The sequence below is a fragment of the Cryobacterium roopkundense genome (assembly GCF_014200405.1).
GTDB lineage: Bacteria > Actinomycetota > Actinomycetes > Actinomycetales > Microbacteriaceae > Cryobacterium > Cryobacterium roopkundense.
The window spans coordinates 41,062-62,022 of the sequence record NZ_JACHBQ010000001.1; the positions used below are offsets into that span (position 1 = coordinate 41,062).

A 20,961-nucleotide genomic window follows, 5' to 3' on the forward strand; every position below is an offset into this window, starting at 1 on the left:
GGGCCGGGTTGAGCAACGGGGGAACAGTGGGCAGGCGTCTCCCTTCCGCGCCGCCCGTCTTGTCGGGCTACACCTACGTTCGTCCCCTCGGTACCGGCGGGTTCGCCGACGTCTTCCTGTTCGAACAGAACATGCCGCGCCGCTCGGTGGCCGTGAAGGTGCTGCTGCAGGACATCGTCGACGACGACGTGCTGCGCGCCTTCAACGCCGAAGCGGATGTCATGGCCCGGCTCAGCTCGCATCCGTCGATTCTCACGGTCTATGCGGCGAGCATCTCGGCCGATGGCCGGCCCTACCTGGTGATGGAATACTGCCCGGGTTCGTTCTCCCCGCGCGAGCGCACGGTGCCCCTCGCCGTCTCGACGGCGCTCGCCGTGGCCATCAAGATCGCCTGCGCGCTCGAGACCGCGCACCGCTCCAGGGTGCTGCACCGCGACATCAAGCCGTCCAACATTCTCTCCACCACCTACGGCGGCCCGGTGCTCGGCGACTTCGGCATCGCCGCGTCGCTGTCCGGGGGAGCCCGCAACGAGATCTTCGCCATGTCGCTTCCGTGGAGCGCCCCTGAGGTCGTCGACGAGAGCACCACCGGCACGATCGCCACCGAAGTCTGGTCGTTCGGTGCCACGCTCTACTCCCTGCTCGCCGACCGCGCCCCGTTCGAGACCGTCGACGGTTCCTCCGGCTCCAGGGCCCAGCTCACGCACCGCATCACCCGCGCGAAGTACACGAGCATCGGGCGAGCGGATGTGCCAGCCTCCCTCGAGGTGTGCCTCGCGCGCATGATGAGCCGCGACCCCAACGCCCGCCAGTCGAGCCTGCTCGAATGCGCGTATGACCTGCAGCGCGTGCAGCGCGAGATGGGCGTGCCGCTGACCGCACTCGAAGTGGCGGATGCGGCGTTGGCCGCTGCGGCAGCGCCGGTCGACTTCGACAATCGGGAGGCGCGCGGCGTCGTGATCTCCGATGTGGTGCTCCCCACCCTGCGCCCGGGAACGCGTCGGAGCGCGCAGCGCCCACGGTCCCAGACGCGTGAGAGCACGGGACTGCGGGAGGAACGACGGCCGAGCGGCCGCCGTTCGTTGCTGACTCTCGGCCTGCTGCTCGCCGGCGCCGTGATCGTGGGAGTGGTCGCCACCCTCCTCGTGGTCGTCGTCGTGGGGCAGGCCTAGTGGCGGGCCGGCGTGCTCGCCGCCGCGGCCGGGTGCTGTCGAAGGCTCGCCTCGGCGTGATCCGCGTCGCCGCCGTCACCGCGATAGCGGCGCTGCTCGCGACGGTGGCCATCGTTGTCGACGGCTTCGACGTGAAGCAGACCCCGGTGAACGCGAGTTCGATCTGGGCTCTGCAGAGCGGCGACGGCAACCGCTACGCGCGCATCAACACCGACCTGCGCGAACTCGACACCGTCAAGACGGTTCCGGCGCCGAGCGAACTCGTGCAGACCGACGACGCCGTTCTGCTCTACGCTCAGAACAACGAGAAGGTCGTCGATGTTAGCCTCGCGGCGCCCATCGACCTCGGCGACGACCCCACCGCCTACGACAGCACACCGGCCGGCACCCGCACCGTGGTCTCCTCCGGTTCCTGGGTCGGCTATCTCACCGGGTCCGGAACCGTCTTCGTCGCCAAGGTCGGCTCCACAGACGCGCCGCGGCAGGTCAACCCCTACGCCGACGAAGACGTGGCGGAAGGAGAGACGGCGCGCCGGTACGTGGCCGACGCCCTCGCCATCACCCCCGACGGCCTGCTGCTCAGCTACTCGAGCGAGGCCGACACCGTGCTGAGCTTCGATCTGGCACAGTTCTCCGTGGCGGGCGAAGACGACGTGACCGACGGGCCGGCCGACGCCGGCTCCCAGCTCAGCGCGGTCGGCGACACCTGGGCGCTGCTCGCGGCTGCCGGGGACACCCTGTGGCTTGCCGATCGCACGCTGCCCATCGACACCGGCCTGAGCGAGCTCGCGCTGCTGCAGCGTCCGAGTGCCGCGGCCGACGACGTGCTGTTGGCCGACCAAGCCGGCCTGGTCTCCTTCGCGCTCTCCGACGGAGCCCGTGCCGAGCTCGTCGGCGACTCCGAAACCGCACTCGGCGCACCGGCCGCACCCACGCAGTTCGACGGCGAGCGGTTCGCGGCGTGGTTGCCGGGCACGGCGAGCGGCGGCATCCTCTGGAGTGAGTCGGCCGGTGAAAGCCCACTCGGCTACGGCGATCTCACTCCCGGCGGCGATGCCGCGCCGGCCTTTCGCTCCACCGAGTCGCTGATGATTCTCAACGACACGCGAAGCGGATGGGTGTGGACCGTTCCCGACGGCGCCCTCGTGCCGAGTTCCCAGGACTGGACGCTCGCCGTGGCCGAAGAGCCGCAGCGGCAGGACGATGTGGCCGAGGCCGCGGAGGTCGTGGAACCGAAGGCTCCCGTGGCCGTGCCCGACGCCTTCGGCGTTCGGGCCGACCAACTCGCGGTGTTGCCGGTGCTGCTCAACGACCACGACGCCAACGACGACGTGCTCACGGTCGTGCCTGACTCGCCATCCGCCCTCGACCCGGCCTTCGGCGTCGTCACGGTGACCGACGATAACCAGGGTGTCGCGGTGCAGGTGGTGCCGGGCGCGCAGGGCAGCGCCACCTTTACCTACGCTGTCACCGACGGGTCGCGCGCCGACGGCCTCAACTCCGCGGCGGCCACGGTGACCCTCACGGTGCACGGCGACGATGTGAATGGGGCGCCGGTGTGGTGCGGCACCGACGGCTGCCTGCAGGAGTGGCCTGCGCCAGAGGTACAACCCGGCGGCACGGTGACGGTTCCGGTGCTGCCCGGCTGGGTCGATCCCGACGGGGACCCGATCTTCGTCGCATCCGCTGTCAACACCACGGGCGTCGGCGCCGTGAGTGTGACGCCCGCCGGCGGGCTCGTCTACAAGCACCCGAACGCCGCCGAACAGTCTGCCCAGGCCGTCACGATCATGCTCGGCGTCTCCGACGTGCGCGGTGCCGTCACCGAGAAGCCCCTCACGATTCTGGTCACGCCAACGCCCCGGCTCACGGTGGATTCCTTCGCGGTGCTCGCCTCCGTGAACGAGCGGCTCACGGTGAGCCCGGCCGAGCACGTGACCGGCGCGTCGGGTGCCTATCGCATCCGCTCGGCAACGCTGCCGGCCGGCGCCGAAGGCACGACCGTCGTCATCACCGGCACCGAGAGCGCGTTCGACTTCACGGCGACTCAGCCCGGCAACTACACGGTGAGCCTCACCGTGGCCGACGACGCGAGCGAAGTGGTGTCCCTCGTTCGTATTTCGGTGGTGTCAGCGGATGCCCAGGCTCTGACGACAGCCCCGGTGACGGTGTTCGTGCGCCCCAAGGCCGACACGAGCGTGGACGTCTTCACCGCGGTGTCCAACCCGGCCGGCCGGGTGTTGCTGCTCAGCGACGCAATTCCCACCACTGTGGAGGGCGCTTCGCTGAGCGTGGACGTGGTGGGCCAGAACGTGCTGCGCGTGCGCGGTTCGACCCTCGACGAACGGCCCGGCCTTCTCGGCACCGTGCGCTACACGGTGTCGGACGGCACCGAGAACCCGCTGTACACGGTGCGCGGTGAGGCCACCGTGTACCTGCTCGACCCCTCAGTTCCACAGGCGCCGATCGCCATGGACGACAGCGTCTCGGTGCGCGTCGGCGCTCAGATTAACATTCCGGTGCTCGCCAACGACGTGGCCGCCGACGGCAACATCGTGATGCTGGGTGCCGATTCTGTGCAGAATCGCAGCGAGCAGGGTCTCGCGTTCGCCGCGGGCTCGCAGCTGCGCTATCTTGCGCCAGACCAGCCCGGCAGCTACGAGATCGGGTACAGCATCTATGTGGCCGGTGCCCCCGACCTCATCGACTCCGCCGTCGTGACGGTCGAGGTGATCGCAAAGGGAGAGAACGCCGCGCCCCAGCCTCGCACCCTCACCGGACGGGTGCTCTCCGGCGAGAACATCGAGATTCCCTTCGAAAGTTTTGGCGTCGATCCTGACGGCGACACCGTGCTGCTCGACAGGGTGCTCACCCAGCCGGTGCGCGGCACGGCGTCGATCAATCCCACCGGAGATGCGATCGTCTATTCAAGCCCGCTCGATTTCAACGGCGCCATCGAGTTCGAGTACCGCGTGCGCGACACCGGCGGCCAGACCGGCACCGCCCTCGTGCGCATCGGCGTGCTCGACCAGCGCTCGAACCCCAGCCCGATCACCTTCAGCGACTACGTCGAGGTGCAGGTGGGAGTCGACAACCAGGTGGTTGTGCAGCCGGCCGCCAACGACATCGAGCCCGGCGGGGGCGCGTTGACGCTCACCGGAGTGGTGCCAGACGCGGCGGTCGGCACCGTGGAGCACGATGCCCTACTCGAACGCATCGACTCGCAGTCCGACAACCGCGTCGTGTTCACGGCCGGCGCCGAGCCTGCTCTGCTCACCTTCGTGTACTCGGTGAAAAACGCCAACGACGACGTGGGGCAGGGCCTCATCGTGGTCAAGGTAGTGCGGGCCTCAGTGCCGGACTACCCGGTTGTGCTCGATACGACGCTGGCCCTGGACGAACGTGAGCTGTTTCAGGACGGAATCGACGTCGTCACCGACAAGGTCTCCTGGAGCTCCGGCGACGTGTCCGATCTCACCCTCCGCCTGTGGGGCAGTCACCCCGGCCTCACGGTCTCCGGCTGGAAGATCAGCGGTGAGGTTCCCGATGAGGGCCTCCTCGCACCCTTCTCCCTGACCGGGCCGAATTTTCAGGGCGACGAGATCACCACATACGGTTTCCTGCGCATACCGGCAGCGGATGCCATCATCCTCGCGCTCAAGAACGGCACCGTCGCCCAGCAGGTTCCGGAAGACGGGACCGTGAGCTTCGACATGGCGAGCCTGGTGTCGATCCCCACCGGGATGACCCTGCAACTCGAGCGTCGCGGCATCCGCACCGCCGGCGAGCGCGCCGAAGCGGCCTGCGCGAGCGAGGGCTCGACCGTGACCTACACGGCAGGTTCGAGCGCGCCGTGGACCGACTCGTGCACCGTGCCGGTGCGCATCGACGGCCAGGAGGACTACACCCAGCTCGTCGTGCCGATCGTGGTCGTGCCGCTCGACCCTCAGCCGGAACTGCGCCCGGCCGCACTCACGCACAGCCCGGGCGCCGCCGGCATCCGCTACGACCTGAGCCACATGGTGGACTGGCAGGGCACTGGCGCCCTGCCCGCCCTGCAATTCGCGACGGCCTTCTCCTCCGACCAGTTCAGCGTCACCCAGGACGGCGCGGTCCTCACCGTCACGGCTGCCGACCGGGCCGTCTCCGGTCGCACGGCGGCCGTGACGGTGAGCCTGTCGAGCCACCCGGACGCCGAACCCGCGCTGCTCGCGCTCACGGTGGGCCCGGCGCCGAGCGAGCTCCCCAAGGGCGGCACTGTCGCCACGAGTTGCTCGCAGTCGTCAGGGTCGAGTTGTTCGGTTGAGGTGATCGGAGCCGGCGGAGAGGTCAACCTGTACGACGGCACCCCGCTCGAACTCGTGTCTGTCTCCGCGCCCACCACGTGCGCCGGGGTGTCCTTCGCGGTTGAGAACAACCGGCAGGTGCGGGCCAGCTGGTCGGGGGAGACCCCGGGCGGCGTGTGTCAGGCCAGTTTCGCCGTTCGCGACGCGCAGGGCCGCGTGAGTGCGGGCAACCGCAACGGATCCGTCACCGTCGACCTGCAGGGCTTCCCCCGGGCACCGAACTCCGTGCAGCAGATCGCCTATGGCGACCGTTCCGTGACTCTCTCCGTGAGCCCCGGCGGAGCAAATGCGGCGTACCCCGCGCTGACCGGATTCGCGCTCTACCGCGACGGCAGCCCGGTGGGCACCTGCAGCGTCTCCGGCAGCTGCGGCGTGGTGTCGACGAACGAGAACGGTCCGAAGGCCCTTTACGAGGCCAAGGCCGTCAACGCCGTCGGCGAGTCCCGCGCGGCCGTGAGCGTGACGGCCTGGTCGTATGACACTCCCGGCATGGGCGTTCTCACCGCAGAGCCGGTCTATGACGCCGGAACGACGAGCCCCTCCGCTGGCGGCGTGGACGTGACGATCGAGAACAACGACCCCTCGACCGACCGCTACAACGTGAACGGCACGGTGGTGACCGCCGATCCCGGGCGAACGACCGCGTTGCGGCTCGTGCTCGCTGTCGGAAGCCAGAACGTGACAGTGACCCCGCTGAGTCGAAACGAGCAACCGGCCGGCAGCGGCCCGACCGAGCAGCTCACGTCCACGACGGTGCTTGTGGCCGGCTCGCCCGCGCTCACCAGCGTCGGCACCGCCTCCGCTACCGACAGCACGATCACCGTTGCGGGCGCCGGGTTCAACCCGAACTCGAGCGTGCTGGCCGACGAGACCCTGTATCTCGCGTCGCCGACCGCCGGCGCGAGCTGCCTGGTGCGGCCCACCGGCCGGGGCCTCAGCTCGGCCACGCCGGCACAATCGACCGATCCCACGATCAGCGGGCTGCTCAAGCACACGAAGTACTTCGTGACGGTCTGCTATTCGAATGGCTACGGAGTGACCCAGGCAGACGCCGGCACCATCACGACGTGGGTGAAACCGGATGCCCCGGGCGACCGCGCCTACACCTACGCCGTGTCGGGGCCGGCCGGTGGCAGCTACACCGTCGACGAGCCACGGGCCACCGGAGCAGGCCCCCGTGCCGACTTCGAAGCCGTGTTTGAGGGCATGGGGTCCATCCCCGACGGCCAGGACCCCGGCATCCGCGTGAAGTACTGCACCATCACCGACCCGACCCTGTGCAGCGAATCGTCACCGGTGTCCGCCGCCGACCCGACGCGGGCCTGGCAACTGCGGTACTCGGTGCCAAGCCTGACCACCGCGGGCTGCGTGATCGGCGGCACGCTCGCCGTCGCCGTGGATGCCACCGCCACCGGCCTCGCCGTGGCGACGGTTACCGGCGCCGAGTACGACGTGCCGAACCCGCAGGGTGGACGGATGTGGGCCGGTGTCGCCGGAGACAGGGTTCCCGCGGATGCCACCCAGGTTCGGAACGTCGCGTGGACTCTCAGCTGGACGGCACCGCAAACCTCAGGATTCGACGCCGTGTCCGGAACGAACACGACAACCGCTATCGCCTGCCAGGCCGCTTCCTAACACCGAAAGAGCTCCTACCCATGACCCCCACCCCACCGGCACGCACCCCCGTCGCACTGACTCCGGAGCAGTCTGACTGGTTCGCCACGACCTTCGCCATGATGGTCGACAACGTGGAACAGGTCGTGCTCGGCAAACGTCACGTGATCGAACTCGCCTTCACGGCCATGGTCAGCGAGGGGCATCTGCTGCTGGAAGACTTTCCAGGCACCGGCAAGACCTCGCTTGCCCGGGCGATGTCGCAGACGGTTCAGGGTGTCAGCACCCGCATCCAGTTCACACCCGACCTACTGCCCGGGGACGTGACCGGCATCACGGTGTACGACCAGAAGACCGGCGAGTTCGAGTTTCACAGCGGTCCGATCTTCGCGAACGTCGTGCTCGCCGACGAGATCAACCGGGCCAGCCCCAAGACGCAGTCGGCCCTGCTCGAGGCGATGGAAGAGGGTAACGTCACCGTCGACGGCGTCACCCGTGCCACCGGCGTGCCGTTCCTCGTGATCGCCACCCAGAACCCGATCGAACAGGCGGGCACCTACCGGCTTCCCGAAGCCCAGCTCGACAGATTCATGATGAAGGCCTCGCTCGGCTACCCTGACCTGGCCGCGACCATCCGCATCCTCGAAGGCACCGCGGCGATCCGTCAGGACCTGTCGCCGGTCATCACCCCGCAGGCGCTCGTGAGCATGAGTGACATCGCCCGCGGCGTCTTCGTGAACCCCCTCGTGTACGACTACATCGGCCGCCTGGTCGAGGCCACTCGCGACGCCCGCCAGGTGCGAATGGGCGTCAGTGTGCGCGGAGCGCGCGCGCTCACCAAAGCGGCCAAGACCTGGGCCGTGGCCCACGGCCGGGTCTTCGTCACCCCCGATGATGTCAAGGCCCTCGCCGAGCAGGTGCTCGCTCACCGCATGGTGCTCGACCCGGAGGCAGAGTTCGATGGCGTGACCGCGAGCGCCGTCATCGGCCAGATCCTGCTCGACGTTGTACCGCCCAGTCGGAGCGACCTGGCGTGAGTTTTCACACCGAATCGCGCCTGACGCGCACCTCGACCTTCACCGGGCATGCCACGCATACCCGGTACTCCACGACGCGCACGAAGAAGTCAACCACGTTGACCCTCGTGGGTGCCGTGGTGCTGGGCATGAGGGTGTGGCGCCTGGTGCGAAACGGTGTGACCGCGGCAGTGGCCTGGGTGGGGGAGACCGTCACCCTCGCCGGCTGGGTCGTGGTCGCGGCCGCCCTCGTGCTGCTGCCCCTCGGCCTCGCCCTGGGCTGGGCGGAGCTCACCGTCGCCGGTTGCGTCGCCGTCGCCCTCGTGCTCATCTCCCTGCCGTTTCTGGCCGGTGGCCGCTCCTACAGCGTGAACTTCACCCTTCCCCTGGACCGGGTCGTCGCCGGCTCCGAGGTGCTGGGTACCCTCACCGTGACCAACGTTTCCCGACGGCTCACACTGCCGGGCCGCGTCGACGTGCCGATCGGCAAGGGCCTGGCGGATGTCTACGTGCCGCTTCTGCGGGCCGGCCACGAGCACGAAGAACACGTCACAGTTCCCGCCTATCGCCGCGGGGTCATCGACGTGGGCCCGGTGACCACAGTGCGCAGCGACCCGCTCGGCGTTCTCGGCAGAGAGGTGGCCTGGGCCGACGTGCACCGCCTGTTCGTGCACCCGGTCACCGTGTCGATTCCGAGCACGAGCGCCGGATTCGTGCGGGACCTTGAAGGCAACCCGACGAGCGACATCGTCGACTCCGACATCTCGTTCCACGCCATTCGGGAGTACGCCCCCGGCGACGGACAGCGCAACATCCACTGGAAGTCCACCGCGAAGACCGGCACTCTCATGGTGCGGCAGTTCGAGGAGAGCCGACGCTCCCGGCTGGCCATCGTGCTGAGCCTCAACACCACCGAGTACGACTCCGACGAGGAGTTCGAGATGGCGGTCAGCGCCGTGGGGTCGCTCGGTGTGCGGGCCATCCGCGACGGCAGGGACGTGGCGGTCGTAGCGAGCGAGGAGATCCCCGATATCGTGCGCTCCGCCATCCGCTCGGTGCGCAGTCTCAGCGTCGTGTCGACCCGAACCCTGCTGGACGACCTGACCGCGATCGACTCGAGCGCCCAGGCCATGAACGTGGAAGACGTGTGCCTGCTGGCAGGGCAAGTGGTGCCCGACATCTCCATCGCGTTCGTGGTCTGCGGTTCCACAGTGACGCCGCGCCGCCTGCAGGCGCTCACCCTCAAATTTCCGAGTACCGTGCGGGTGGTCGCCGTGCTGTGCAGCCCCGGCCAGCCGCCGAGCTTTCGCGACCTCGCCGGCACCGGCGTGCTGACTATCGGCGTGCTCGACGACTTTCGTTCCCTGCTCTCCCGGCGAGCCGCATGAGCGTGTCCGCGCCCGAACGCCGCCCGGGAGTCCTGACCGGGGTTCTCGTGGTCGCCATGATGCTCGTGGCAGTGTGGGCGGCCTGGCCGATCTACCGGGACAGTTCCTACCTCCTGATGTCGGCCGGTGCCCTCGGCGCGGCGGTGCTCATCGCGGCTTTCGGCGCGGCGCGTTCCTGGTCGTGGTTCACGGTACTGCTGGTCACCCTCGGCGCATACCTCGTTCTCGGCGTGCCGCTCGCCGTGCCGTCGGCGCTCGCAAGCGTGCCAGCCGCCCTCGCCGGGCTGCTCGACCTGGTCACGGCCTCCGTGTTCGGCTGGAAAGAGCTCGTCACGATTCAGCTCCCGGTGGGTTCGTTTCAGGCGCTTCTCGTTCCTGCATTCAGCCTCTTTCTGTTCGGCACGACCGCAGCCCTCTCCCTGGCGTGGCGCAGCCCCCGATGGCACGGCCTCGCCGTGCCGCTGGTCTGTGGCATCCAACTGTTCGGGCTCGTCTTCGGGTCCAGCGCCGTCAGTGCGCCGACCACGATCGTCGGCCTCACGGTGCCGGCGCCGCGAGAAAGCGCCATCGGCGTCGCCGCCCTGCTCCTCGCCTTCGGCTACCTCGCCTGGCGCACCCACCTCGCACGCAGCCGGGCACTCGATCTGGCCACCCGCAGCTCCGGCGTGCAGCGCACCCCCGGCGGGCTCGGCGGTCGCGTTCGGCGTCTCGGCTTTGCCCTCGGAGTGCTCGCTCTCGCCGTCGGCGTCACGCTTGCCGGCGTGTCCGCAGTCCCCGGCACACCGCAACGCGACGTACTGCGCAGCGGCATCGACCCCGTGGTCGACCTGCGCGATTACGTGAGCCCACTGAGCCAGTACCGCAGCTACTTCAGCACCGACACCTACGACACCGAGCTGTTCAGGGTTGTGCCAGCCGCCGACACGGCGGTGCCGCGGGTGCGCCTCGCCGTGCTCAGCCACTACGACGGCGAGGTCTTTCGCATGATCGATCACCGAACCGGCGACTCCGACCAGACCACGGCGTTTGCCCGGGTGCCCCACACGCTCGGCTCGACCGACGGCACCCTGAGCACCGGTTTCGAGATTCTCGGCTACCGGGGGGTATGGATGCCGGGCGCGGGCCCGCTGGCGAGCATCCGCTTTGCCGGCGCACATGCCGCCGCCCTCGGCGACGGCTTCTTCTATAACGCGGGCACGGCCGCCGGAATCCAGCTGAACCCTCTCGCCGAGGGCGATCGGTACACGATGGTGTCGGAGCGACAAGCGGATGCCGCGGGCTTGGCCGACCTCGCCCGCCCCGCTGCCGGCCCAACGGCCGCCGAGGAAGCGCTGCTTCCGGCAAGCCTCGGCGACTGGGTGACCGCCCAGCAGGTGGGTAACGACGGCGCGGCCCTGGCCGAACTCGTCAACAGGCTGAGGGAACGCGGCTACCTCAGCCATGCCCTGAGTGTGCCGCCAGCCGAATCGTGGACGGCAGACCTCGGCGACTACACGTTCTCACCGAGCCTGTCGGGGCACTCGCTGGCCCGCATCGATGATCTCTTCACGTCTCTGCTCGAGAAGCAGAACAGCACCGATTCCACCGAGAATTCCCAGCTGGTCGCCGCCGTCGGCGATGATGAGCAGTTCGCGGTGGCCACCGCCCTGCTCGCCCGGTACCTGGGTTTCGACTCCCGGGTGGTGGTGGGCTTCAACCTCGCCGCACCCGTAGCGTCGGAGGTGAACCTCACTGCTCCGGCCTGCCCCGGCGAGGTCTGCTCCGGTGGCAACCTGTCGGCGTGGGTGGAGGTGGCCGGTTCCGAGGGCGGCTGGGTCACCGTGGACGCCACGCCCCAGCACGAGAACTCGCTCTCACCGATTGACGACGCCACCCGGGACCCGCAGTACAGCACCGAGGTGCTGCCGGAGGGCGCTACCGAGCAACGGGCGCCCGACGCGAACCCCACGAGTGGTGAAGATCAGCAGGAAGAGGACCCGGTGAGCGGACCGGATCTGGCCTGGCTGTTTGCGGCGCTGAAGATCGCCGGCATCAGCCTGCTTGCCGTGCTCGTGGTCTGTACGCCGTTGCTGGTGATACTGGGGGCCAAGCTCAAGCGGCGCCTCGATCGTGCCCGAGCCGAGAACGTGTCTGCGCGGTTCGCCGGTGGGTGGGACGAGTATGTGGACACGGCGGTCGACCTCGGTTTCGCCGATCAGGGCAGCATGACCCGGGTCGAGATCGCCACGCGGTACGAGTCCGCTGGCGGCCGAGTGCTCGCCGCGCTCGCCGACCAGGCCGTGTTCGGACCGGAACCCCCACAGGCGAGCGACAGTGAAGCCTTCTGGACTCTTGTGGCGGCGGAGCGAGCGCGGTTTGCCGCAAACGCCACCCGCCGCGAGCGCCTGCGTGCGGCCCTGTCGCTGCGATCATTCTCGCGGCTGGCAGATACCCGCCGGTTCTTCGGGGCACGAAGCCGAGCCCGCGAAGATGGCCGGTACCAACGAGACGACAGCGGATGGAACCACGATGGATGACACCACGGCAACCTTGGTCACCGCGATTCTGATCGGGCTGATCTTCTCGGTGGGCCTGTACATCTTCACGTCGATCGCCCTGGGCAGGATCTTCGTCAGGCTTGGGGAACAGAGCTGGAAGGCCTGGTTGCCGATCGTGAACTCGATCACGCTCTTCGGCCTCGGTCGACGCTCCGGCCTCTGGGTCATCGCGCTGGTCGTGCCGATCGCCAACATCGTCGGCCTCGTGTTTTTTACTCTCGCTGTGCACACCGTCAACCGCCGGATGGCCGTGGGTGGTGGCTTCACAGTGCTCGCTCTGCTGGCGTTTCCCATCTGGGCCGGAGTGCTCGGTTTTCGGCGACTCGTCGACACGGCCCCGCCGATCCCTGTGGGTCCCGCTGCGCCGGTTGCTGTGCCCGCCGCTGTGCCGGTCACCGTGCCGGCTGCCGATCCCGTCGGGATCGTGACGGCTGCGCCCCACGGCGGCGCGCCCGTCGACCCCGGCGTTTCGACGCCGTCCTCTTTCGCACCGCCCGCACCGCCGGCGCCGCAGGCCGAGCCCGCACCACCCACCCCCCGCGTTCGCCCGGTGGGGCCGCCCCCGTTCTACACGAGCGCGCAACCGGTGGTTCCCACCAACAAGACTGCCGCACCGGTACCGGCCGCAGACCCTCTGGCCGGCCGTGCGGTTGCTCCGGTCGCCCCGCCGGTCGCCCCGCCGGTCGCTCCGCCGGTCGTGGGTGCTCCGCCGGTCGCGCCGCCGGTCCTGAGCGCCCCGCCGGTCGTTGCCGCTCCCCAGCCCGATCCGGCACCGCCCATGTTCCGCACACCCCCGCAGGACCCTGCGCCGTCGCTCGTGCCACCGGAGGCGGGGCAGGACGACGACGATTTCGATGAGACCGTGATCGTGGCCCGGATGAAACCGTGGATACTCGAGACCGAGCATGGCGTGACCCTGTTGCTCACCAAGCCCGTCGTGCTGCTCGGACGTAATCCCGCACGTGGTACGAAACACCCCGATGCCCAGCTGATTGCCGTGCCCGACCCCGGCAAAACAGTGTCCAAGACCCATGCCCGACTGGATTTCGCCGACGGCGGCTGGCAGGTGCGTGACCTGCACTCCACCAACGGCGTCGTTCTCATCGAGGCAGGCGGCAACGAGAACGAGCTCGACCCTGGCGCTACCGCGGCCCTGAATGACAGGTTTCTGCTGGGTGAGCTTTCGGTGCGCATCTACCTGGAGCCACAGCAGTGACGACCGACCCAGACAACGACGACACCCGCATCGTTGCTCGTCGGGGACCGCAGCACGAGGCGCCGCAGGTGACGCCGCCGCGCGTTCCCGAGCACACCCCCGATCCGGAGCCGGAAGCGCCGACACCCGACGACGACCGAACCCTGATCGTGGACCGGCGGCCCGTCGATGACCACACCCTGATCGTGGACCGACGGCCCGTCGATGACCACACCGTGGTTGTTCAGCGGCGTCGCCGTTCCGCCGAGCCGACACCTCCGTCCGCCACCGGAATCGTCGACGCTCCGGGCTCTTCCGGCGCTCCCGAGGCACCAGAGGCAGGCGCGGCCGACTACTCCGACACTCGGCTGAGCGGCCGGCGGGTAGCCCCGCCGGGTCTGGTCGCCCCGGTCGACACCGCCCTGCGCCAGCCCGAACCGCCGCAGGTGCCCAGTGGGTCCAGTGTGCGCTATTCGGCGCGACCGGCTCCGGTCATCGTGCCGCGACTCACCCCGACGAACGCGCCGGAGTCGGTTGCACTCGATCCCGACCGGCTGGCACTCGCCGCAGCGGCCGCCCAGATTCGACAGCAGGCGAACGACCGGGCACAACGACGGCGGCGTTTCACTCTTGTCGGGATCATCGCGTGCACCCTGGCCGTGCTCGTGGCGGCGGCGTATGCCGTCGCCGCACTCGCCGGCTGGTGATGCGGGGCGTAGTCCGGCGGAGCGTGCGTTACCTCAGGTGGCCCAACGGGAGCACGGTGCGCTTCCAGGTGGTGTTCGTGACCACGGCGAACGACCCGTACCAGGCGATGCCCGCCGTTACCAGTCCGATCCAGCCGCCGAGCTGGTGCACGCCGACGATTCCGGTGAACGAGCCCACGGTGAGGGCGAGGAAGGTGAGTGTGGCCGCGGCGAACAGGGCCACCAGCATCCGGTTCGTCTTAAGGGCTGCGATGGTCATGAACACCGTGAAGATGGTCCATGCGAGCAAGAAAGCTCCGATTCCGTCCGCGCCCGCGGCGGCCTCCGTCTCGGGGTGGGTGAGCAGCCACCAGAAGGCCAGCCAGAACGCGCCGTACGACGTGAAGGCCGTGGCGCCGAAGGTGTTTCCCTTCACAAACTCCCACATGCCGGCGGCGAACTGGGCGATTCCGCCGTAGAAGAGGGCGAGGCCGATGACGGCAGCCCCGGCCGAGGGGATGAGCCCGGAGTTGGCGAGGCTGAGTACGAACGTGGTGAGGGCAAACGCGCCTAGGCCGAGTGCCGCCGGGTCAGCGATCGCGATGCGCGGCGCGTACTCGGGTGCGGGTGCGGTTTCCGGCCGAGCCGGGAGGGTGGACGTGAGAATTGTCGTCATATGGACACTCCAATGTGTGGACCGGGACGGGGCGACTCGGTGTCGTCAACGCGTGAAAGTGACGGGGAAACAGCTCGAGTATGACACTGCGGCTCAGTGTGCGCCACTCGTCGCCCCGAAGCGGGGTGAAATCCACCAGCGACATGACACTGAGTGTCACACGTGAACGTGCGGCGCTCTCTGAGAGGGTTGGAGTGCGGCGCGGAGTCAACGTAAACTTCTCAAGACCGTCTGCGCTTTGGCAGGTGAAAGCAGAGGAACACCATGCAGGTAGTCAGCCGGGTCGCGGCGGCACTCGTCGGAGTCGTAGGGCTCATCGTGCTGCTCGGCTGGTACACGAAGGCCCCCGCGCTGACAACCGTGCTGCCCGGTCTCGCAGCCATGAAGCCGGTTACGGCCATCGCCCTGATCCTGCTGTCGGGTTCCCTACTGCTCGCGTTTCGGTGGGCGGCCGTGAGCCTGGCGACCATCGCGATCGCGCTCGGTTCCGCAACCCTCGCCGGGTACGCGCTCCGGTCGACGCTCGGTATCTCGGGCTGGGTGCCCGGGATCGACCTCGGCGGCCAGGAACCGCGCATGGCACCGATCACGGCGGTGGCACTGATCCTGCTGGGGGCCGCGGTGATCGCGGACAGGCTCGAACGAACCACCGTGATGCAGATCCTCGCGCACTCGTCCCTGTTTGTGAGCCTGATTGCCCTGCTCGGCTACGCCTATGGTCTTGCTTCCCTCTACACCGTGACCGGTTTCACGAGCATTTCGCTGCATACGGCGTTGTGCATCACGGTGCTGTCCGGGGTAATGCTGTTCCAGCGCTCCGCACTCGGACTCGTGGGCCTGCTGCGAGATCGGGGCAGCGCGGGCGAGCTCATGCGCCGGATCCTGCCCTTCCTCATTCTCGGTCCCGTTTTCCTGGGCTGGTTGAGCCTCTGGGCACAGCGTCAGGGCTGGTTCGACCTCGTGTTCAGCGTCGCAATCCTGATTACGAGCCTGACAGTGCTCGGCATCGCCCTGACCTGGATCGCCGCGCTCAAGCTCAGCGAGCTCGATCGGCAACGCGCCGACGCAATGCACGCCCTGGCCGAGGTGAATCACAGCCTCGAGGGCGCTGTGGATCTTCGCACGCGGGAGCTGGGTGAGGTAGCCGAGAGGCTTCAGACCTTCATCAAGATGGCTCCCGTCGGCATAGTCCAGCTGAGCTCCGCGGGCGGTCTACTCACGGCGAACGACCGATGGCTGGCCTTGAGTGGCCTGACCATTCAGCAATCCCTCGGCGACGGCTGGGCGCAGGCGATGCATCCGGAGGACGCCGATCGCGTGGCCGCCGCGTGGAGCGCGGCGGTCGTTGCCCGCACGAGTTACCAGGGGACATTGCGATTCCGTACACCCGAGGGCAGGGTCAGTTGGGTGCAGGTTAGCACCGCGCCCATCCATGGCCCGGACGCGACAGTCACCGGGCACTTGGCGACAGTGACAGACATCACGGAGCTCCGGAGAGCCGAGGAAGCGGCTGCCGCCGCCCGTGCACGTTTCGAGGCCGCCTTTGCGTCGTCGCCGCTCGGCACAGCAATCGTTTCTCTCGACGGTCAGGTGCTGGAGGCTAACAGGCGCCTGTTCGACCTTGCGGGGCCAACGGGCTTCGTGGGCCAGGGACACATCGACGAGCTGTTCATGCCGCCCGGAGCCGACAGTAGCGCCCGACTGAGCCTGACCGACGGGGCATCCACTCGCCAAAGGATGGACCGACGGATGCGGCGGGGCGACGAAGAGACGTGGGTCAAGGTCAGCATTGCCGAGATTAATGAGGGCGAGCAGGCCGGGGAGTTTCTTTACCAACTGGAAGACATCACCGCCCGCAGACTGGCCGAGGCTCGCGTGGAACACCTCGCATTCCATGACCCCCTCACCAACCTGCCTAACCGACTGCTTCTCCTCGACCGCCTCAATCAGGCTCTCCTGCAGGCCGGTAAGCACGGCCTGGGCGTAGCCGTGCTCTTCATCGACCTCGACAGGTTCAAATTCGTCAACGACAGCCTTGGCCACCATGCAGGTGACGCTGTGTTGACAGAGGTCGGCACGCGCCTGCGGAGGCATGCGCGATCGACCGACACGGTCTCCCGCATCGGGGGCGACGAATTCGTGGTGATTTGCCCCGGTGTCGGGAGCAACCGGGACGTTCGCAAGATTGCCGACACCCTGCAGGCCGCCATTGCCAAGTCGATCCTCGTCGGCGACCAGGTAGCATCCGTCGACGCCAGCATCGGAATCGCATTCGGTCTCGGCCACGATGACGCCGAGTCTCTTCTTCGCAACGCCGATCAGGCCATGTATCTCGCGAAGGGTCGAGGCCGGGCCCGTTACGAGGTCTTTGACGACGATTTGCGCGGTCGGATCGAGCGCAGACTCGACACGGAGCTTGCCCTGCGCACTGCGGTAGAACGCGGCGAAATCGAGACCTGGTTCCAGCCGATCGTCGATCTGCAACAGCAAACCGTGGTGGCCACCGAAGCGCTCGCGCGTTGGCGTCGTCCGGACCGGGGACTGGTTGCCCCCGGGGAGTTCATCGCCATCGCCGAGGAGGTTGGCCTGATCAAGGGCATCGGCACCACAGTGCTGGGTCAGGCCTGCCGGGCCGCCGCGTCTCTCGAGGGGCATTTGGCCGTCAGTGTAAACGTGTCACCGCGACAGTTCGTGCAGGATGACTTCGGCGCGGTGGTGAAGCTCGCGCTCGCCGAAACCGGCCTTCCGCCGGATCAGCTGTGGCTCGAACTCACCGAAAGTGCAGTGCTCGAAGCCATCGACTCGGCGGCGCGCACGTTTCAGGAATTGCGCTCGCTCGGTGTGCGGCTGGCCATTGACGACTTCGGTACCGGCTATTCCTCCTTCGCGCACCTGAAGTCGTTCACGGTTGACCTGCTCAAGATTGACCTCACGTTTATTCGCGACCTTGAGTGTTCGGACCACGACAGGGCCATCGTTGAGGGCATCCTGCGGCTCGCCGATTCCCTGAAACTCGACGTGGTCGCTGAGGGAATCGAGACGATCGGACAGCGCGATCTTCTCACGGAGATGGGCTGTCGCTATGGGCAGGGGTACCTGTTCTCGAAGCCTGGGCCGGCTGTTCTCCCCGACGTGGACTTCGGCGATATGCTCTCCAGCTCGTCGCTCATTCGCCCTTCCCCCAAATAGGTCACAAAAAGCTGGTCAGCGGCTTGCATCCGATATAGGCTCACAGCTAATAGTTCTGTTCGGGGGAGGCCCGCGTGGCAACCCTGACTGAAATTCTTATCCTGCACGGGCTGCTGCCCATCGAGGTGCTCGACACTCTCATGGCGGGTGACCCTGCCGACGAGAGCGCGGTCAGGGCGCTGGTGGAAAGCGGCGTCATCACTGAACTCCAGTTCGCCAAGGCCAGGGCGCAGCAGGCCAATCTTCCCTTCGTCGAACTTCTCGACTACCCCGTCGATCGCCTCGCGGTGGCTCTCGTCACCCCGGCGGTGTGCCGGCGTCATGAAGTGCTGCCGATCGCCATCGCTGAGGGTCGCCTCCTCCTCGCGATGGTTGACCCCGGCAACGTCTTTGCCCTCGACGACGTGCGTGAGGCATCGCGTATGCAGGTCAGGCAGGTCGTCGCGGAGAGGGCGGACCTGCTGGCCGCGATCGCCCGCTACCACCGCGCCGATGACGAGCTCACCAACCTCACCACGACGCTCGAGGAAGAGCACGCGCCTTCAGAGTCGGATGCGTTCGGAGTGTCGGATTCCCTCGACGATGACGCCCCAATTGTTCGTTTCGTCAATCTGCTCGTCAGTCAGGCCATCCAGGACCGGGCCTCGGACATCCACATTGAACCCGCGGAGCACAGCCTCGGCGTGCGGTACCGCATTGACGGAGTGCTGCACGAGATGCAGCGCGCCCCTAAAAGCATTCAGAACGGCGTGATTTCCCGGCTCAAGATCATGAGCGACATCGACATCTCAGAGCGTCGCAAGCCTCAGGACGGGCGTATGTCCGTGAGCCACGGCGGCCGTAAGATCGATCTTCGGGTCGCCACCCTCCCCACGGTCTGGGGCGAGAAGATCGTCATGCGAATTCTCGACAACTCCAGCACCAAACTGAGCCTGCGCGACCTCAACCTGCTCGAGGGCAACTTCAACGCCTACAAGAGGGCCTACTCCAAGCCATACGGAATGATCCTCGTGACCGGGCCGACGGGATCCGGCAAGTCCACCACGCTCTACACCACCCTGAACTCAGTCGCTCGCCCGGAGATCAATGTGATCACGGTCGAAGACCCGGTGGAATATCGCATGGAGGGCATCAACCAGGTGCAGGTGAATCCCAAGGCGGGCCTCACCTTCGCAAGCGCGCTCCGCTCCATCCTGCGATCAGACCCGGACGTGGTGCTGATCGGCGAGATTCGTGACCACGAAACCGCACTCATCGCCATCGAGGCGGCCCTCACCGGCCACCTCGTGCTGTCGACCCTGCACACCAACAACGCGCCGAGCGCCATCACTCGGCTCACGGAAATGGGCATCGAGCCGTTCCTCGTGGGCTCCGCACTCGATTGTGTCGTGGCCCAACGCCTGGCGCGCCGGTTGTGCGATCGCTGCAAGCTGCCCGACACCCGCGAGGTGGAAGAACTCGTGCTCTTGAAGTTCGCGGTAGACCCCGACCTGCAGGCACCGCTGATCTATCGGCCGGTCGGGTGCGCAAGTTGCTCGAAGACCGGTTATCGGGGGCGCATCGCCGTTCACGAAGTGATGACAGTCTCCGAAGAGATCGAACGTCTCACGGTGGGCCGCGCCTCAAGCGCCGAGATTCTGCGGGCGGCGAAAGAGCAGGGCATGGTCACCCTGCGTGAAGACGGTTGGGCCAAGGTTTTGCTCGGGCTCACATCTATTGAAGAGATTCTCCGAGTGGTGGCGTAGAACGTGAAGGACAGGCAGCATGAACAATCCGATCTATGAGATTCCGGTCACATCTCCCGGCCCCGGTTCCACGGCCATGGGCCGAGCGGATGCCGACGGCTCCGTCGGCTCCGACGCCTCCCGCGGGGGCGCGGGGGAGCCGGACTACCTCACTGCCCCGGTCGTGTCGACCGAGGGAGTGTTCGTGGATGCGGGTGAAACCGCCACAACCCCCTCCGCCGGCATCGCACTGGGGGAGGACGGGCTAAACGCCGATCCGGATCTGCTCAACGCGCTCAAGGTGGTTCTCGACCTCAATGCCTCCGACCTGCATGTCACGGTCGGGGCGCAGCCGAGCATCCGCCTCGACGGCGGGCTGCGCCCGGTCGAGGGCTCCACGAAGTGGCTGCGAGACAAGGTCACATCGGCACTCTTCAGCCTGCTCACGGTGGAACAGCGCGAGGAATTTGAACGGGAGCTGGAGCTCGACTTCGCGTACACGGCCAGCGGTGCGAGATTTCGGGTGAACTACTATCAACAGCGCAACTCGGTGGGCGGGGCCTTCCGGTTGATTCCACGTGAGATCAAACAGCTCGCCGAGCTGGGCGTGCCGGAGTCCGTCGCCAAATTCGCGCAGTTGCCGCGCGGGCTCGTGCTCGTGACCGGACCCACAGGGTCGGGCAAGTCCACCACCCTCGCGGCCCTCATCGACCTGGTGAACCGCACCCGCGCCGACCATATCGTCACTGTCGAAGACCCGATTGAGTTTCTGCACCGCCATCAAAAGTCGCTCGTGAACCAGCGCGAGGTGGGGCACGACACGCACAGCTTCGCGGCGGCGCTCAAGCACGTGCTGCGGCAGGACCCCGATGTGATCCTGATCGGTGAGTTGCGTGACCTCGAAACCGTGTCTGTCGCCCTCACGGCGGCGGAGACCGGACACCTCGTGTTCGCGACGCTGCACACCCAGGACGCCGCGCAAACCATCGACCGTGTGATCGACGTCTTCCCGCCGTACCAGCAGGGCCAGGTGCGCGCCCAGCTCGCGGCCACCCTGCAGGGCGTCGTGTGTCAAACCCTCGTTAAAAAGGTCGGTGGTGGCCGTGTGGTGGCCACCGAAGTGCTCGTGACGACCTCGGCCATCGCGAACCTCATCCGCGAGGGCAAGACGTACCAGATCTCCTCCGCCATGCAGGCGGGCCGGGCGCTCGGCATGCACACGATGGACCAGCACCTGGCCGACCTCGTGAACGCCGGTCAGATCACCCGGCAGTCCGCCGAAGAAAAGGCTCAAGACCTTGAGGGGCTCGCGCAGCTCATTGCGCACTCGAGCGGCGGCAGCAGCTCCATAGACACCACGATGTCGGCCGGAGGAATTGACTTCGGCGACTCCTTCTCAGCCAGAAAGAAGTAGCGCC

General features: G+C 67.6%; 11 protein-coding genes. 10 read left to right on the forward strand and 1 reads right to left on the reverse strand.

Going from position 1 to position 20,961, the window contains the following annotated elements:
* Positions 1–26: 26 nt before the first annotated feature.
* The 7 genes from BJ997_RS00200 to BJ997_RS00230 are packed head-to-tail and all read left to right on the forward strand — an operon-like array spanning position 27 to position 13,975.
* On the forward strand, positions 27–1,172 hold the full coding sequence (locus BJ997_RS00200; protein WP_035834580.1) for a protein kinase domain-containing protein: 1,146 nt from the start codon (positions 27–29) through the stop codon (positions 1,170–1,172).
* Complete coding sequence (locus BJ997_RS00205) at positions 1,172–7,153, forward strand: Ig-like domain-containing protein (RefSeq protein WP_052541830.1); 5,982 nt, start codon at positions 1,172–1,174, stop codon at positions 7,151–7,153. Before BJ997_RS00200 ends, BJ997_RS00205 begins: the two co-directional genes overlap by 1 nt.
* A 20-nt stretch (positions 7,154–7,173) precedes the next feature.
* Positions 7,174–8,169: an AAA family ATPase gene (locus tag BJ997_RS00210; RefSeq protein WP_035834581.1), complete on the forward strand. Its 996-nt coding sequence runs from the start codon at positions 7,174–7,176 to the stop codon at positions 8,167–8,169.
* Positions 8,166–9,536 (forward strand): DUF58 domain-containing protein, encoded by a 1,371-nt coding sequence (locus BJ997_RS00215; protein WP_035834582.1) that lies wholly within the window; start codon positions 8,166–8,168, stop codon positions 9,534–9,536. Before BJ997_RS00210 ends, BJ997_RS00215 begins: the two co-directional genes overlap by 4 nt.
* Entirely contained in the window at positions 9,533–12,052 is a 2,520-nt protein-coding gene (locus BJ997_RS00220) for a transglutaminase TgpA family protein (RefSeq protein ID WP_052541831.1), read from the forward strand. Before BJ997_RS00215 ends, BJ997_RS00220 begins: the two co-directional genes overlap by 4 nt.
* On the forward strand, positions 12,045–13,289 hold the full coding sequence (locus BJ997_RS00225; protein ID WP_052541832.1) for a DUF5684 domain-containing protein: 1,245 nt from the start codon (positions 12,045–12,047) through the stop codon (positions 13,287–13,289). Before BJ997_RS00220 ends, BJ997_RS00225 begins: the two co-directional genes overlap by 8 nt.
* Positions 13,286–13,975, forward strand: a complete 690-nt coding sequence (locus tag BJ997_RS00230; RefSeq protein WP_035834583.1) for a hypothetical protein — start codon at positions 13,286–13,288, stop codon at positions 13,973–13,975. The genes BJ997_RS00225 and BJ997_RS00230 overlap by 4 nt, the downstream gene beginning before the upstream one ends.
* A 28-nt stretch (positions 13,976–14,003) precedes the next feature.
* On the opposite strand, the gene BJ997_RS00235 is transcribed toward BJ997_RS00230, so the two are convergent.
* On the reverse strand, positions 14,004–14,630 hold the full coding sequence (locus BJ997_RS00235; protein WP_035834584.1) for an acetate uptake transporter: 627 nt from the start codon (positions 14,628–14,630) through the stop codon (positions 14,004–14,006).
* Between the two features lie 264 nt (positions 14,631–14,894).
* Between BJ997_RS00235 and BJ997_RS00240 the strand changes: the two genes are divergently transcribed.
* The 3 genes from BJ997_RS00240 (at position 14,895) to BJ997_RS00250 (ending at position 20,957) form a co-directional block, all read left to right on the forward strand.
* Positions 14,895–17,819 (forward strand): putative bifunctional diguanylate cyclase/phosphodiesterase, encoded by a 2,925-nt coding sequence (locus tag BJ997_RS00240; protein WP_052541833.1) that lies wholly within the window; start codon positions 14,895–14,897, stop codon positions 17,817–17,819.
* A gap of 74 nt (positions 17,820–17,893) precedes the next feature.
* Complete coding sequence (locus BJ997_RS00245) at positions 17,894–19,564, forward strand: GspE/PulE family protein (protein WP_035834585.1); 1,671 nt, start codon at positions 17,894–17,896, stop codon at positions 19,562–19,564.
* 19 nt (positions 19,565–19,583) lie between these two features.
* On the forward strand, positions 19,584–20,957 hold the full coding sequence (locus BJ997_RS00250; protein ID WP_276512137.1) for a type IV pilus twitching motility protein PilT: 1,374 nt from the start codon (positions 19,584–19,586) through the stop codon (positions 20,955–20,957).
* Positions 20,958–20,961: the final 4 nt, after the last annotated feature.

What these genes read in the sequence shown, in the direction of transcription:
- BJ997_RS00220 (WP_052541831.1), top strand. Translation starts at nt 9,533, where the DNA reads ATGAGCGTGTCCGCGCCCGAACGCCGCCCGGGAGTCCTGACCGGGGTT.
- BJ997_RS00250 (WP_276512137.1), top strand. Translation starts at nt 19,584, where the DNA reads ATGAACAATCCGATCTATGAGATTCCGGTCACATCTCCCGGCCCCGGT.
- BJ997_RS00240 (WP_052541833.1), top strand. Translation starts at nt 14,895, where the DNA reads ATGCAGGTAGTCAGCCGGGTCGCGGCGGCACTCGTCGGAGTCGTAGGG.
- BJ997_RS00225 (WP_052541832.1), top strand. Translation starts at nt 12,045, where the DNA reads ATGGATGACACCACGGCAACCTTGGTCACCGCGATTCTGATCGGGCTG.
- BJ997_RS00235 (WP_035834584.1), bottom strand. Translation starts at nt 14,630, where the DNA reads ATGACGACAATTCTCACGTCCACCCTCCCGGCTCGGCCGGAAACCGCA.
- BJ997_RS00210 (WP_035834581.1), top strand. Translation starts at nt 7,174, where the DNA reads ATGACCCCCACCCCACCGGCACGCACCCCCGTCGCACTGACTCCGGAG.